Origin of the sequence: Caballeronia sp. M1242, from assembly GCF_017220215.1 — a bacterium.
In the GTDB taxonomy this organism is placed as follows: Bacteria; Pseudomonadota; Gammaproteobacteria; order Burkholderiales; family Burkholderiaceae; genus Caballeronia.
The window spans coordinates 1,085,121-1,099,876 of record NZ_CP071130.1 but is presented as its reverse complement, the minus strand read 5'-3'; the positions used below and the strand labels follow the sequence as shown (position 1 = coordinate 1,099,876).

Here is a 14,756-nt window from a genome sequence, read left to right as displayed (position 1 = left end):
CGATGACCGGACACATCTCAATAAACGAACACGGCGGCCCGTTTCCGGCGATCGAAGGGATCATTCCTCATCGCGGCACGATGCTGCTCGTGGACGAGGTGATTACGTGCAGCGACGCCGCGCTCACCGCGCTCGCCACCGTGCGCGCCGACGCCTGGTATGCGGACGAACACGGCGCGATGCCCGCATGGATCGGCATCGAACTGATGGCGCAGGCCGTCGCCGCGCATGTCGCGCTCGTCGCGATGCGCGCGGGCGGCCGCGCGCGTCCCGGCGTGCTGCTCGGCACGCGTAGTTATCGTGCGCATGTCAGCGCCTTCTCGCGCGATGCGCGGCTCGCTATTCGCGCGGAAGAAGTGCTGCGCAGCGAAGAGGGCCACGGCGCGTACGAATGCACGATCGACCATGACGGCGACCGTTGCGCAGAAGCCGTCATCAAGGTCTTTCAACCACACGACTTTCAGACATTCATCGAAGGGAGCCTCAGTTCATGAGCCGGCGAGTTCTCGTAACGGGCGCAAGCCGCGGCATTGGCCGGGCGATTGCGTATCAACTGGCGGCTGACGGGTTTGCCGTCACCGTGCATTGCCGCAGCGGACGCGCCGAAGCAGAAGCGGTGACGGCGGGCATCGTCGCGCAGGGTGGCACGGCGCGCGTCGTGCAGTTCGACGTGCGCGACCGCGCCGCGTGCCGTGAAGCGCTCGAATCCGACGTCGCCGCGCACGGCGCGTATTACGGCATCGTATGCAGCGCGGGCGTGACGCGCGACGCGGCGTTTCCGGCGCTCAGTGACGAAGACTGGGACGTCGTGATCGAAACGGGGCTCGACGCCTTCTACAACGTGATCCATCCGCTCACCATGCCGATGGTGCGCGCGAAACAGGGCGGCCGTATCGTGACGATCGCGTCGGTATCCGGCGTGATGGGCAATCGCGGACAGGTGAACTACAGCGCGGCGAAAGCCGGTCTCATCGGCGCGACTAAGGCGCTCGCGGTCGAACTGGCATCGCGCAGCATCACGGCGAACTGCGTCGCGCCGGGACTGATCGATACGGGCATGCTCGACGACGTTCCCGTCGAACATGCGCTGAAGACGGTGCCGATGAATCGCGTCGGGCAGCCGAACGAAGTGGCCTCTGTCGTCGGCTTCCTCATGTCGGATGCGGCTTCTTATGTGACGCGCCAGGTGATCGGCGTGAATGGCGGGATGATCTGATGAAGCGCGTCGTTGTTACGGGCATGGGCGGCGTCACCGCGCTCGGCAGTTCGTGGAATGAAATTGAAGCCGCGCTGAAGACTGGCCGCAATGCGGTGCGCCGCATGCCCGAGTGGGACTTCTTCGAAGGGCTGCATACGCGCCTCGCGTGTCCGCTGCCCGCGTTCGAGCAGCCGTCGGCCTGGCCGCGCAAGAAGACGCGGTCGATGGGCATCGTCTCGATGTACGCGGTGCGCGCGAGCGAACTGGCGCTGGCGGATGCGGGCCTCGACGGCGATGCGTCGATCAGCGACGGACGCATGGGCGTCGCATACGGATCGTCCTCGGGATCGGTCGAGCCTATTCGCGCGTTCGGCACCATGCTGCGAACCGGCTCGATGACCGATGTCACGTCGAACAGCTACGTGCAGATGATGCCGCACACGACGGCCGTGAACGTCGGCCTCTTCTGGGACCTGAAAGGCCGCATTCTGCCGACATCGTCGGCGTGTGCGTCGGGCAGTCAGGCGATCGGCTTCGCGTATGAAGCCATCGCCACGGGCAAGCAGACGATGATGCTCGCCGGCGGCGCGGAAGAGCTGTCGGGTCCGGCCGTCGCCGTGTTCGACACGCTCTACGCGACGAGCACGCGCAACGACGAGCCGCATCTCACGCCGCGTCCGTTCGATGCGAAACGCGACGGACTGGTTGTCGGCGAGGGCGCGGCGACGCTCGTGCTCGAAGACTACGAGCACGCCGTGGCGCGCGGCGCGACCATTCATGCGGAGATCGTCGGCTTCGGCTGCAACTCGGATGGCGCGCACATGACGCAGCCGACTGCCAGCACGATGGCGCGCGCCATGCAGCTCGCGTTGCACGACGCGCGGCTCGATCCGCAGGCCATTGCTTACGTGAACGCGCATGGCACGTCCACTGATCGCGGCGACGTCGCGGAAAGTCATGCGACCGCGCAGACCTTCGGCGAGCGCATGCCGATCAGTTCGCTCAAGAGCTACGTCGGACACACGCTCGGCGCGTGCGGTGCGCTGGAAGCGTGGTGGACCATCGAAATGATGAAGCGCAACTGGTACGCGCCGACACTCAATCTCACCGAAGTCGATCCCGCCTGCGCGCCGCTCGATTACATCGCGGGCGCGGCACGCACGATCGACGCCGAATACGTGATGAGCAACAACTTTGCGTTCGGCGGCATCAATACGTCGCTCATTTTCCGGCGCGTTCGATGAACCGGGCGCGAGGCATGCAGCGCGTCGTCGTGACGGGCATGGGCATCGTATCGTGTCTGGGCAATGCGCTCGACACGGTCAGCGCCGCCTTGAGGGAAGGGCGTTCCGGCATCACGCGCATCGATGCGTGGCGCGAGCGAGGCTTTGGCTCGCAGGTGGCGGCGGTGGCGTCGGTGGCAGATGAGCCGCCCTTCGATCGCAAGCTCGAACGCTTCATGGGCGAGACGGCGCGCTTCGCGTGCCACGCCGCGCGCAAAGCCATCGACGACGCGCGGCTCGATCACGCCGTGCTGCGTTCGCCGAGCGTCGGCGCGGTGATCGGCTCAGGCGTCGGCGCGATGGCCGAGTACGACGCGGCGCTCAATATCGCGGTGACGCGCGGCATCGAAAGGACGCCGCCGTACACGGTCCCGAAGGCGATGAGCAGCACCGCATCCGCGAATGTCGCGCAGGCGTTCGGGATCGAGGGCGTCGCGTATTCGCCTTCGTCGGCGTGCACGACATCTGCGCTCGCCATCGTACAAGCCATGCAGTTAATCCAGACCGGACGTCAGCAGATCGTGCTCGCGGGCGGCAGCGAGGCCCTGCATGACAACATGACGCTGATGTTCGACGCGATGCACGCGTTGTCGCGCGGCTTCAACGAAACGCCTTCGCAAGCCTCGCGCCCTTACGACAGCGCGCGCGACGGCTTCGTGATCGGCTCGGGCGCCGGCGTGCTGGTACTCGAAGCGCTCGACCACGCGCTTGCGCGCGGCGCGCGCATCTACGCGGAACTGACAGGCTTCGGCGAGAGCACGGATGGCGCGGGCATGGTGTCGCCGCATTCGCACGGCATCGCGCGGGCGCTACGCATGGCGCTGGACCAAGCGGGCGCATCGCCCGATTACATCAACACGCACGCGCCTTCCACGCCGCTCGGCGACGCCGAAGAACTGCGCGCATTGCAGACGGTGTTCGGCGCGAACGTGCCGCCATTCTCGTCGACGAAGGGACTGACGGGACATCCGCTCGGCGCAAGCGGCGTGCATGAGGCGATCTACACGTTGCTGATGATGCGCGACGGTTTCATCGCGTGCACGCGAACGGCCGGCTCGCCTGAACCGCTCGCGCTTGGCATGCCGCTCGTGCGCGAGACATGCGAGGCGCGCATCGAGCGCGCGATGTCGGTCTCCTTCGGTTTCGGCGGCAGTTCCGCGAGCCTCGTGTTCGAAAGATTCCAGCCGCTGCCCGTCGGCGCATAACGGGCACCCATTCATAACCACACAAAAACGAAACCGCACTATGAAAAGAATAATCGTTCTGACGATGATGGCTGGCGCGTTCATCACGCAAGCAGGCTGTACGACGCAAGTCCGCTCGCTGCCGATGCCGCAAGCGACGCAGACGCAAAGCGCGAAGGACGTCGCGCTGTATTTCGGCGACCAGAAGCACGCGAACGTCAAGACGATGCTCGGCAAGAAGGAAGTCGCGGTACGCGTGGCCCGCACGATGGACGGCCAAGATGCGACCTGCAACATCGCGCTCGCCAAGGCGCTGGATCAGTTGCGCGACTATGCGCGCGAGCAACACGCGGACGCCGTGATCAACGTGAGGACGCGCTTCCAGCACACCGAGACCACGTCGGAGACTGAGTTCATCTGTGGCTCCAGCAATAACGGCTCGACGCTCGCCGTGCGCGGCGATCTCGTGAAGCTGGACGTCGAATAAGCCATCATCAATAACTTGGAAAACATGAAGCGTCTCTTCGTTTTCGCGGCACTCGCCACGATGCTGCTTTCGTCCCAAGCGTTCGCGCGCAACACGATCCGGATCTATCCCGTCGCACCGGCGCTGGTCAGCGAACCCGACAAGGTCGGCAAGGACATTCCGCTCTATTTCGCGGGGCAAGGGCATCCGGCGGTGGTGAAATCGCTCGGTGTGTTCGCGACCAACAAGAAGACCAACGCGTTCGGCAAGAGCGACAAGGACGCTTGCCAGCACGTATTTCTTTCGGCCGTGATGGAGTTGCAGGAGCGCGCCCGCAAGGAAGGCGGCGACGCGGTCATCAATATCAAGAGCAACTACGAGAACGTGGAGCGCGAGAGCGCGACGGAGTTCACATGCGGCGCGGGCGCGGTGATTGCAGGCGTCGCGTTGAAGGGCGAAGTGGTCAAGCTGAAGAACTGAGGCGAAAGCGAGAAGCGGCGCGTGCCTCGATGTATGCGCCGCTCGCTCGTCATGTCGTCAATCAGTGGTCTTTCTTGCGACGACGTTGACAAGGGTTTCGCGCCGCTTGCCGGGCTTCGGCGTGTAGAGGCCGATGCGTTCGAGCAGGCCAAAGTCTTTCGCGCGGCTCCACCACAGATACGGCAGCGAAACGTTGTGCGGTTCGAAGCTAAAGCCTCCGTTGCGGATCATGTGGAGATAGCCGTCGGCGCTTTTCTGTACTTGCATCGGATGACGAAAGAGCAGCCGGATGACCCAGGACTTGATATAGGCATCGGTCGATTCGGCGAACATCAGCACGCCGCCTGGCTTGAGTACGCGACGGAATTCGGCGAGCGCGCGTTCTTGTTCGACGAGGTGATGAAACGTCTGGTGACAGAAGACGATATCGGCGCTCGCGTCCTGCAGCGGAAGATTCGCGCAATCGCCATGAAGCAACTCGATTTCCGTCGCGGCGGTATCGGGGCGCTGCGCGCACACTTGCGCGGATTGGGCCGCAAGCGCCAGCGACGGCTTGTGGAAGTCAATGCCGACGATGCGCTGCGGTTTGAACGCCTGCGCAAGCAGACGGAACGACAAGCCCTGACCGCAGCCGACATCGACGATCACGGGCGCCGCCGGCAACGGAGAGTCGATGAGGCGCTTGAGGTCGTTGATGGCGACGCGCAGCACGTGATGCTCCCACGTATGCGTGCGCAGAAACCAGACGCCGAAAGAAGTCTCGGGAACGAATGGCACATTCGATGTTTCGGTCAACTGCACGATTGAATCCGGTAAAGAAGTGTTTGGTGTTATTGAAGGATGGTCCGCGCGTGATTGTAATCGGTGATGCGCGGGACATGTGTCGTGTTTGCAATACGTTGCCGCGTGCGACGAAAGGAAGTAGAAGATGAACAAAGAAAGTTCGATGAACGCTGTAGTCGATGTCGCCATCATCGGCGCGGGACCGTCGGGCGCGGTCGCTGCCGCGCTGCTGCGTAAAGCCGGTCGATCCGTGTTGGTACTCGAACGCCAGCATTTCCCGCGCTTTTCGATCGGCGAAAGTCTCTTGCCGCAAAGCATGGCGTATCTCGAGGAGGCGGGCATGCTGCGCGCGGTCGTCGAAGCGGGCTTTCAGTACAAGAACGGCGCGCAATTCGTGTATCGCGATCAGGCCGCGGCTTATGACTTCCGCGACAAGCATTCAGACGGATGGGGCACGACGTATCAAGTCGAACGAGCCGTATTCGACGACCTGCTCATCCGCTGTGCGATGGAGCAGGGCGCCGACGTGCGCTTTGGTCACACGGTGCTGGCCATGAAGACGGGCGATGCGCCGGTGCTTGATGTCGTCGACGAAGCCGGCACGCAGTATCGAGTGCACGCGCGCTTCGTGCTCGACGCAAGCGGCTTCGGACGCGTGCTGCCACGGCTTCTCAACCTCGAAGCGCCGACGCGCCTTGCCACGCGCGCGGCCATCTTCACGCATGTCCGCGACGGCATTCCGGTCGAGGCGCACGATCGCAACAAGATCACCGTGGCCGTGCATCCCGAGCATCGCGACGTGTGGTACTGGATGATCCCGCTCGCGAATGGGCGGTCGTCGGTGGGTTGCGTGGCCGAAGCGGCGTTTCTCGACATCGATGAAGCCGAGCGCGAGCAGAAGCTGCGTTCGCTGATTCAGAGCGAACCGACGCTGAACCGCTTGATCGGCAATGCGCCTTTCTTGATGCCGGTGCGGCATATCGGCGGCTATTCCGCGAACGTCGAAGCGCTGCACGGCGAGGGGTATGCGCTGCTCGGCAACGCCGGTGAATTCCTCGATCCGGTGTTTTCTTCGGGCGTCACCATTGCGCTGCGTTCGGCTCATCTCGCCGTCCACACTCTGAACCGTCAACTGAACGGCGAAGCCATCGACTGGCACGCGCACTATGACGTGCCGTTGCGCCGTGGCATCGACACGTTTCGCGCATTCGTTGAACGCTGGTACTCGGGCAAGTTGCAGGACATCATCTTCGCGCCGAATCAGACGCCCGTGATCCGACGCATGGTCAGCGCGGTGCTGGCCGGGTATGCGTGGGACGAGACGAATCCGTATGTCGCGGATGCCGCGCGACGGCTCGATATCCTGCATGCCGCGTGCATGCAGCTTGGTTCATGAATGAGGCCAAAGGCGCCAAGCTCTCCGATTTCATTAGCCGGTTGCGCGGGCACCTGGACGTGGCGGGTGTGAATGAAATAGGCTAGGGCAACTCAGGCGAGGGCGCCGCTAGAAACGTCGAATCACTCGACGTCAACAGCCCGGTACCGCCGAATGCGCAGGCGCGCGAATCGGTTGATTCAACCGCGTGATCGACCACAAAATCCTCCGGCTTCGACGCGCGATCCTGCTGCGTTCGGCGCTTGAACGTCGAGCGAGAGACATAATGAGGAACACGGCCGACGGAGAGAAGTTTGCCGACATTAGTACGCCGATGATTCTGGCCTTTCTCGACGCGAAGAAATTCAAACACGGATCGCGCTTAATAGAAGCAATCGTGCAGATGTCGCGATTCATCGACGCGCATTATGTGCCGTCGTCTCTGCCTGCGAAGGACGGCTTAAGATCCACGTCGGTTCGAAGTCTTTCCTGACGCCGATCGAAGCAGTGCAGAAGAAGCAGAGCAACTGAACGCCAGCGCTCAATTCAGTCGACTCGGGGCGGACTCGGCCGCCCCTAAAGCCAGATGGTCGAGTTGGGGCAAGAGCGCAAGCGAGTGGCCGTCAATCCCTCTAAGGGCACCATTGAACCTCTCAGCGAGCGGTGCCGGACATCGAGGGGGGCTGAAGAACGACCCGCAGCAATGCGTCCATGTTCCTGGAGCATACTTCTGCAATGGTCGAAGGACGCTGTGAATCCGCCGGTATCGCCATCATCTGCGCATCACTGAGCGCCGCCGTGCAGACCACGAGAAACGGCGCGAATCTCGATTGTTCCAGGTACCGTTGCTGGATCATCACGACAGCCTTGGCAGCATCGTCCTTCAACGAATCGGGTCCGTCGTTGGAGCGGCTCGCCGTCGCGCCGGCCGTGGTGTTCGCTTTTGAGCCTCGACCGGGCGCGGCTCGCTTGCCGTCGGCTGGAACAACGGTGTGATCGGCGACTTTCATGACTCCGCCTGCGAACAGATCGGCGGGAGGCCACATCGGCGCGCGTCCGCCGACGTGCTTGCTCCCAACGACCGTATCTGTCGCGTCGTGCGCGTTCGTCTTCGGCGCATCGCCGGCGCTGTTTTTGGCGGCGTCTTTTGCCGGTGACGCCGTGTCGCTGGCCGGCGGCGTTACGTCCTTGACGAGCGGATTAGGATTCCAGTCTAGCTTCGCCGCGGTCTGATTGGCCGAAATCCCGGAGAGGGCTTCGATCGACAGCAAAGTCACCATTGTGTCGCCGTAGCGGCTCAAGACCAGTGCGTATTCGTACTTGTTCATCGCCCCGTTGGAGAAGGCTTCGCACAGCCGATACAGTCCGTCGCGCAACAATTGCGTGGTTGCGAGCCGTCGACCAAGTTCCGCGACGGCGGAGTTTTGTTGCAGCGAAAACGCTTGCTTGCCCGTGATCGATGCCGAATCGCCCAACGTCTTCAGGCCCTGGATGGTGGCTTGGGCGTTCTCGGAAATGGCTTGTGAAATGGCCTTGGCGACGTCCGGGCTCGGCTCGGCGCAGACGTTGTAATGGCCGCCGTTCGGGCCGTGGTCGGAGTTCGCATGCTGCGGATCAACGTTGCTCCCCGGGTGCGCGAGAATGAACCGCACGTCCGCCGTTGCACCGGTGAGCTGAGTGTCGCCTGCGGTGTCATGAAAGGTCTGCGGTCCGACCACGGATTTACAGGCGCCGAGCGTCAAGAGCGCCAAAAGCAGTATGTAGCGGGACGGCGTCATCGCACTTCTCCTTGGGCTTGAATGTTGGACAGTCTTATTGGGCTCGATGGCCCGGCTCAACGCGATGCAAGAATGCACGTCTGCACGAGGCTACTGCGTTCGGCCGTGCTCAGGCCGAGCCTGGAGCTTGCGGTGCGGCGTGCTGGGCGGCGGGTGGCCGGGGGCGCGGCGCGCCAAATCTCGCGAACGCGTCTCGCGGCATCGCAGTGCCGTGGCCATGCGCGAACGGCACGGGCACGTAGTAGCGTCTGCCCGGCATGTCGATCACGCGGCGACGTTCATGGCGAAGCACGAATTCGGCGTCTGCCAGCACGTAACCGCTCGTCGACTTGATTGTCTGGCCGGAGCAAACGAATAACAGGCGCGCGTGGCAGTTCAGCACGATGGCAGGTCGCAGCGGCCGGCCGCCCGCATGAACGGCCACAACCGGGCGGCAGTGCAGCATGATTTCGCTTGGCCATATGGTGTCTCCGTAGACAGCATGCGAGATCATGTCGAACAGCGACACCTGAAAGAGTCGAGGCAGGGCGGCACGTGTCTCTTCTATGAAGCGGAGCCACGCGGCCCGGCCGCCGTGCGCGAACAAGGCTGTCTGAATCGCGGAGACCGGCTGGCTTTTCACGCTGCCAATGTCGAAATCCGCCCACAGCCTGTCCGGAATAAGATCACCCAGGAACCACGCCACCGTCGGCTCAGGCGGAATCAGACGCGGCAGAACGGGGGTTTGGGCACTCTTCGTCGTGATCATGGTCCTGTTCTCCCAATGTTCAGTCTCGGCGCTGCGACCGGCGGCGCACTCTGGGGCGTTCGAGGAATCCGACGGACACATGCACGTCCTGCGTTTCGTGGGCGGCGAACTCCGCCTCCGAGCCGTCTTGCGACCGTTTGGCGAAGCGGCTGAGCAGCCACTTTGCGAACGCTGCGAGGAAGGCGCCGAAGCCAACCGATCCGACCGTGGCGGGAACGGAAAGAGCCGGCGCGGGCGGCTCCGGTGGCGCAGGGGGCCGGCGGGCCCGGGGGCCGGGGGCGGCTGACCGTCGTTGTCCGTCGTGAGCAGAAGCACGCGTTGAGTGGGCGGGTCCGACTCGACGCGAGGATCGGTGAAACGAAAGCGCACATTGCCGCCCGCGTTTTCATTGATGCAAAGTGCAAGCAGCTTCGCGTCGCGCAGCTGTGCAAGCGCCGAGCAGGCCGGCCATTCGCCGCTTAACGGTTTGACAGGTGGGACAGGTGCGACAGGTGGGGACCCCGAGGGCGGAACCGTCTCTCCTCCCACAAACTCGATCGTCAGCAGAGGCTGCTTCGCCACGCCGAATTCGTCGACCTGTGTCGGCTTATCCGGCCAATAGAACGTTACGCTGTCGTACGTGCCGTCGAGCCCCATCCTTCGCGGATCGACATTGCAGCCACGCGCGAGCAAGGCCGCATAGGCAGCATGGCGGGCGTCCAGCGACTGTTCGTGCCCGGGGAGATTCTTGACCTCGGCCTCGATGCCACCGCGCTCGTGCAGGCGGCATGTGGGCGTCGACCACGACAGCGGCGCCCTGCCGGGCGGGAGCGGCTCGGCAGTATGGGCGAAGTTGTCGCTGGGCGAAGCAAGCACTGGCTTCGCGTCGTCGCCGACCCAGAACGCGTCGAGATCAAAATCGCATCCTAGCCTGCTCAGTCGGCGATGCAGCATGAGCGGCGTGCACGGCATCTTTCCGTTCGCGCATTGATCGATCGCAGTACTAACGGGCTGCGATCGGCAGTATCCGATTCTCGTGCAATGCGCCCTGCAGTCACCGCGGCGCTTGCAGTCGGAGTGGGTACAGTGGCCTTGCGGATCGGCCCAGCAGATCCATCTAGGCGACGACGCAGGGGGCCAGCGCAGGGTCGCGCCGACATCGGAGGCCGCCTGCGCCCAAGCCGCACCGCTGGCGATTGAAAGTGGCAGCATCAGCAAGCGCAACAGCATGCCGGCCGCGCAGCGACGAACAGCGCTCATGTTTTCTTCACGACTTGGGGGGCGCTCCAGATGTCGGGGCATTCGCACAGCAGTTTCTTCATTTCCCATTCGCCGAGCTTGCGGTAGCTCTCGAACTGGGACTCGTTGAAGAACTGATCGGCTGTCGATTCGTGCGGAAAATCCGGATGCTTCTCCGCGTATTGGCGGATGTCGAGCGGCTCGTTGCCGTAGATGCAAGGCTTCATATAGACAAGTTCGCCGTCCAGTTCAGCGCTGGACGCGCCGCAATTCGCTCGCGAATACCGGATGACGAAGCGCGCGAAGTACATGCCGCTCGCGCGAGCCGAGCGCGGGAAGAGCAGAACCGGGGCGTCGCCCTCTTCGATCACGATACCCATGTCGATGCGAATCTTGCGAATGGCGGAATAGAAGTCTTCCATGGTGAAGCGTCCATCCTGGCTAGCATCGAGAACCAGGATCCGGCGGCAGCGCCGATGCACCATTTCCCAGAGACCCAGGTTGTCGAAGTGGCCGCCATCGGAAAGATGGATCCAGTCGCTCGTGTCGGTGGTCTCTCCGGCGGCTTCCTGAAGGAGCCGCCAACTCGAGCACGAGGGATCCTTCTTCTGCCACTCCTTGAACTTGGGATTGCCGAGCCACCACCCCAGGCGGACGTTGAGCACGGACATGAGGAACGCCATGGGCGCGCTGCTGTTGTAGCCCATGTTGGGATTGAAGGCCGCCCCCGAAATGGCCATCGCGGTGCCGAGCTTCACGCCGCCCGCGAAACAGCGTATCCGGCGATAGCCCAGCCGGTAGTTGCCGCCGTGAAGGGCGGTCAGCGTGAAACTGTCCGCTTTGCGCTCCTGCCAGGCGAGCTCGTTGCCCTTGACGAGATTGAGTGCGGTGTTGACGACGAGGAACGGCGGTTTCGCCGGACTGGTGCCCGCCATCTTCTTGGACGATGCCGGATAGAGTACTCGCGCCTTATAGAAAGACAGGTCGTCGTTCGGGTCGAAGCCGGTAAAGAGAGCGGGCGCGCGGGGCATCTTGAATGCGCGGAATCCGCCGTAAAAGGCGCGTATCAATCGGTCGCGATAGAAGCCGTGCAGGCTGAATTCGTTCATGCGGACGATGAAGCTCAGCCCGTACAGCGTCGCGCCCGCTGCCGCGAGACTTGCAAGCACTTTCAATACGCGCGTCCACTTGAACGCACTGATAAAGTCATCGAAATACGAGGTAAAGGTGCGGTCAATGCATTGATTGGCCGTCAACGCACACATGCTTTCGTCGACCGGCGTGCTGAAGCCCGGGCGATTGATTCGCGTCGGCGTCTGGGCAAGCCTGTACGTCGCATCGAGTTTCGCGCATTCGCATCGGACCGGATGGGTCCAATCCTTGTCGGTCGAGACGAACTCGAAGACTTTCCACGCGCCGATGGACACGAAGATCGCAAGCAGCGTCAGACTCGCCGCACCCACGAGACTGAGGCTGATCGGGGTGCGCGCTTCGGGCTTGCCGGGACTCGACTTGCGATAGCCGAACCACGCGCTCGCCGCAACGGACACCGCGCTGCCGGCGGCTGTCACCGCCGGCGTCGATGGTCCGAAGTAGGTAAGCAGCGCCGGCACCCCGATCACGAGCATCGATCCAGCGATCCATGCGGTCGCCAGCATGAAGGAAAACGCATGCGCACGCGCCTGGTGCTCACGCCGGTCGGGGGTTTCAGTGAACGAGCGGACCGCCGCTTTCATGCCTTCACCTAGCAGCAGGGCGACGAGCAGCAAGGGCGGCGTGACGAGCGCGCGTATGGTCGAGCCAAGCGTCAGGAGATGGCTGGGCAAGGAAGCGTCGGTTCGCTCGGCGCGCCACCTCATGGCCGATAAGGGCAAATCGATGAGCGTGCCGAGCTCCTTCTCCGCAATGATCGGTGGCCAGCGATGCAGGCCCCAGCGGATCCACACGATAAGCGCTATCTGCACGACGCTCCCGACAAGAGCGGCACCTAACATGACGCGTCCGCTCCATCGTTTGTGGTCGATGTTGCGTTCGGCCAGAGTCATCTGCGTGACTACGATGGCTGTAACCACGTACCCGTACCGCATCAGCGAGGGCCATGCAGCCGACCGTTCAGCTTCGCTCAGCGTGTCGGTTTCGGACCATAAGGTGACGGATAGGCTGTAGCACGCCATGACCAGCAGTAGCGCGCCCCAGGCGGCACGCGCGTCGCCGCTGCGGCGAGGGAAGGGAATATGGTTGGCGTAGATTTTCTCTACGGCGCCAGGTTCCCCTTGAAAGAAATAGCTCGCGCCGAGAACGCCTAGTACGCTGCCAACCACGCCAATGGCAACAGGGACGGGGCCGAACTGAATCAATTGAAACTGCCCGAGCCATACCGCCGTCCAGGGCAGCATGACGTAGACAGCGATCCACGGGAAGAAGATTGTCCAAACGATGACGAGGTTTCTGAGGTACGTGGCCACGACCGTCCAAGCATCGGCGGAAAAGAGCGAAAGCTGGCGCGCCAGATAGTTGCTGTTCATGCGAAGCCATGTGAGCGGGCCTTCCTGCTCGAAGTCGATCCCGGTCATGCGGTGCTGGACGTAGTCCGCACAGCGCAGGTTCGCAAGTTCCGTCTGCGCGAAGTCCACTGCGCGTTGAGGCGTCGTCCCATCGTCACGTACTTTGGCGGCCATCCAGCGGATCAGCGCGGTGCCGATATAACCACCGCCCGATACCGTCGACATGTAATGGAAACTGCCAAACTTTTCTTTGCAGCAAAGTGCCTGAATGGCGCCCAGACAGAACGATGCGCTTCGGATGCCGCCGCCGGACAAACAGATCGCGCTCAGGCCTGAGCCCGTCCCGTCCTTGTGGCCCAGCATCTTATCCTGAATAGAGCCGGATGGCTTCAGGCCGAGCTTACAGCCCGTGATGTATTCGTACTCCTGCGCAAGCGCGCGGTGTGCCACCATCGGCTGTTGCTGAAAGAATCTGCAGACGTGAATACGAACTGGCCGTGCGAGCACCTGCCGCAACTCGTCTACCGTGCGTTTCTCGTTGGGGCGGCACGCGGGGACGTGCGCGGGATTTCTAAGCACGCGGGCAAAATGTTGCCAGTCCAGCGTGCACACCAGATCTCGCAGTCCGCGCCAGTAGCTCGGCTGGAGACGAAAGGCGAGGTACAGGACGATTAGCTTGATGTCGTCGGGCAGGCCTGCATACACCGAGATCTTGGGGTTGGTCTGTATGCCAGGTGCGTTGCGGCGTGGGCGGAACCAAGTCTTCACGCACCTCTCCAGTCGCTGGAGGTGAACTTCGAGGAAAGAACCGAATTCGGTTTCCGTCACCGTGAACTGATCTGCCGCGCCTGGCGTCTTTGAGTCTTTAAGCGCATCCCAATTGCTCAGTGCGCGGATGAGGTGCGACCGATAATCATCTTTGTAGCAGTGCCGGACGAATTCGGTGACTCGCCGTTTCGAGGCTAACGCATAGCCCCTGCCGATGTACACGCAGCCGTCGCGCAGTTGCATTTTTTCGCTGAATTCGACGAACAAATACCGAAGCCGGAACCCGGACCTGGCTTTCGAGTGGCGAACCTTGGCGCCCCGGACCTTCGATGCGACTACATCCAGCGGATCGCGCGGCGATTTGCTGATCCAGTGCGCGAGCGCTTTCGGCGCATCGAATTCGCGCTTCGGCCTTTCCTCGTGACGCGGCTTGACGAACATGGGCGCCTCCCATCGGAATCTCAATTCAATGTCGATGTCGACGCCGAGGCGCGCGGCGAGGCCGCTCGCAGACGAGGAATGGGTCGAAACGAATCAGCTGGCGCGAGAGGCGCCGGGCTAGATCAAGTCAGGCTGGGAGGGAGAACTGTCGCAGACGCAGCTTGCGGACCCATCGCATGGCGAGGAGGGTGCAGAACGAGGAATGCTGTAGTGACCGCGACATGTCAACTCCTTATGCAGTCCGACGCATTGGGACGCGGATGCAGATGACGGGCCTTTCGACATCAGCGATACCTCGCGCTGTGATCTGCTAGATCATAGGAGGCGGAAAGCCTGGTTTCAACCCCTAAGCGCTATGGTCGGCACTCGGGCAAAAGGCTCAAGCGTGCGATACCCCACATTCCGCGGAGTTTCTGGAGAGCCCGTTCAACATCGCGTTCATCGAATGAAACCTCTGAAGAGAGAGCCGGGCATTCCGCTCGCAATCAGTAGAAACGCGAAGCGTGTACTTTTAGATAGATCTACTACGC

General features: G+C 62.7%; 11 protein-coding genes. 7 read left to right on the top strand and 4 right to left on the bottom strand.

Annotated features, from left to right (window positions below; all coding sequences use genetic code 11):
- Positions 1 to 2: 2 nt before the first annotated feature.
- From JYK05_RS18525 to JYK05_RS18500, 6 genes are read left to right on the top strand one after another with little or no spacing between them, the layout of a single operon-like run.
- Entirely contained in the window at positions 3 to 494 is a 492-nt protein-coding gene (locus JYK05_RS18525; protein ID WP_206468753.1) for a beta-hydroxyacyl-ACP dehydratase, read from the top strand.
- Complete coding sequence (locus JYK05_RS18520; RefSeq protein WP_206468751.1) at positions 491 to 1,216, top strand: 3-ketoacyl-ACP reductase FabG2; 726 nt, start codon at positions 491 to 493, stop codon at positions 1,214 to 1,216. Before JYK05_RS18525 ends, JYK05_RS18520 begins: the two co-directional genes overlap by 4 nt.
- Complete coding sequence (locus JYK05_RS18515) at positions 1,216 to 2,442, top strand: beta-ketoacyl-ACP synthase (RefSeq protein ID WP_206468749.1); 1,227 nt, start codon at positions 1,216 to 1,218, stop codon at positions 2,440 to 2,442. Before JYK05_RS18520 ends, JYK05_RS18515 begins: the two co-directional genes overlap by 1 nt.
- Complete coding sequence (locus JYK05_RS18510) at positions 2,439 to 3,686, top strand: beta-ketoacyl synthase (RefSeq protein ID WP_206468748.1); 1,248 nt, start codon at positions 2,439 to 2,441, stop codon at positions 3,684 to 3,686. Before JYK05_RS18515 ends, JYK05_RS18510 begins: the two co-directional genes overlap by 4 nt.
- A 40-nt stretch (positions 3,687 to 3,726) precedes the next feature.
- A complete protein-coding gene (locus JYK05_RS18505; protein WP_206468747.1) occupies positions 3,727 to 4,152 on the top strand; it encodes a hypothetical protein in 426 nt (141 codons plus the stop codon).
- Between the two features lie 24 nt (positions 4,153 to 4,176).
- On the top strand, positions 4,177 to 4,611 hold the full coding sequence (locus JYK05_RS18500) for an excinuclease ABC subunit A (protein ID WP_175942209.1): 435 nt from the start codon (positions 4,177 to 4,179) through the stop codon (positions 4,609 to 4,611).
- Between the two features lie 57 nt (positions 4,612 to 4,668).
- Here the strand turns inward: JYK05_RS18500 and JYK05_RS18495 are convergent, their stop codons facing one another.
- Positions 4,669 to 5,412, bottom strand: coding sequence for a class I SAM-dependent methyltransferase (locus JYK05_RS18495; RefSeq protein ID WP_206468746.1), 744 nt, complete (start codon positions 5,410 to 5,412; stop codon positions 4,669 to 4,671).
- Between the two features lie 127 nt (positions 5,413 to 5,539).
- Between JYK05_RS18495 and JYK05_RS18490 the strand changes: the two genes are divergently transcribed.
- Positions 5,540 to 6,790 (top strand): NAD(P)/FAD-dependent oxidoreductase, encoded by a 1,251-nt coding sequence (locus tag JYK05_RS18490; RefSeq protein ID WP_206468744.1) that lies wholly within the window; start codon positions 5,540 to 5,542, stop codon positions 6,788 to 6,790.
- Positions 6,791 to 7,422: 632 nt separating this feature from the next.
- On the opposite strand, the gene JYK05_RS18485 is transcribed toward JYK05_RS18490, so the two are convergent.
- From JYK05_RS18485 to JYK05_RS18475, 3 genes are all read right to left on the bottom strand, one after another.
- Positions 7,423 to 8,547 carry a hypothetical protein gene (locus tag JYK05_RS18485; protein WP_206468742.1) on the bottom strand — a complete coding sequence of 375 codons (1,125 nt, stop codon included), beginning with the start codon at positions 8,545 to 8,547 and terminating at the stop codon, positions 7,423 to 7,425.
- Between the two features lie 109 nt (positions 8,548 to 8,656).
- Positions 8,657 to 10,534 (bottom strand): hypothetical protein, encoded by a 1,878-nt coding sequence (locus JYK05_RS18480; RefSeq protein ID WP_206468741.1) that lies wholly within the window; start codon positions 10,532 to 10,534, stop codon positions 8,657 to 8,659.
- Complete coding sequence (locus JYK05_RS18475; protein ID WP_241269947.1) at positions 10,531 to 14,226, bottom strand: patatin-like phospholipase family protein; 3,696 nt, start codon at positions 14,224 to 14,226, stop codon at positions 10,531 to 10,533. The genes JYK05_RS18480 and JYK05_RS18475 overlap by 4 nt, the downstream gene beginning before the upstream one ends.
- Positions 14,227 to 14,756 lie beyond the last annotated feature (530 nt).

Excerpts from the sequence above, each read along its gene's own strand:
- JYK05_RS18525 (WP_206468753.1), top strand. The coding sequence starts at position 3 with ATGACCGGACACATCTCAATAAACGAACACGGCGGCCCGTTTCCGGCG.
- JYK05_RS18520 (WP_206468751.1), top strand. The coding sequence starts at position 491 with ATGAGCCGGCGAGTTCTCGTAACGGGCGCAAGCCGCGGCATTGGCCGG.
- JYK05_RS18515 (WP_206468749.1), top strand. The coding sequence starts at position 1,216 with ATGAAGCGCGTCGTTGTTACGGGCATGGGCGGCGTCACCGCGCTCGGC.
- JYK05_RS18510 (WP_206468748.1), top strand. The coding sequence starts at position 2,439 with ATGAACCGGGCGCGAGGCATGCAGCGCGTCGTCGTGACGGGCATGGGC.
- JYK05_RS18505 (WP_206468747.1), top strand. The coding sequence starts at position 3,727 with ATGAAAAGAATAATCGTTCTGACGATGATGGCTGGCGCGTTCATCACG.
- JYK05_RS18500 (WP_175942209.1), top strand. The coding sequence starts at position 4,177 with ATGAAGCGTCTCTTCGTTTTCGCGGCACTCGCCACGATGCTGCTTTCG.
- JYK05_RS18490 (WP_206468744.1), top strand. The coding sequence starts at position 5,540 with ATGAACAAAGAAAGTTCGATGAACGCTGTAGTCGATGTCGCCATCATC.
- JYK05_RS18485 (WP_206468742.1), bottom strand. The coding sequence starts at position 8,547 with ATGACGCCGTCCCGCTACATACTGCTTTTGGCGCTCTTGACGCTCGGC.
- JYK05_RS18480 (WP_206468741.1), bottom strand. The coding sequence starts at position 10,534 with ATGAGCGCTGTTCGTCGCTGCGCGGCCGGCATGCTGTTGCGCTTGCTG.
- JYK05_RS18475 (WP_241269947.1), bottom strand. The coding sequence starts at position 14,226 with ATGTTCGTCAAGCCGCGTCACGAGGAAAGGCCGAAGCGCGAATTCGAT.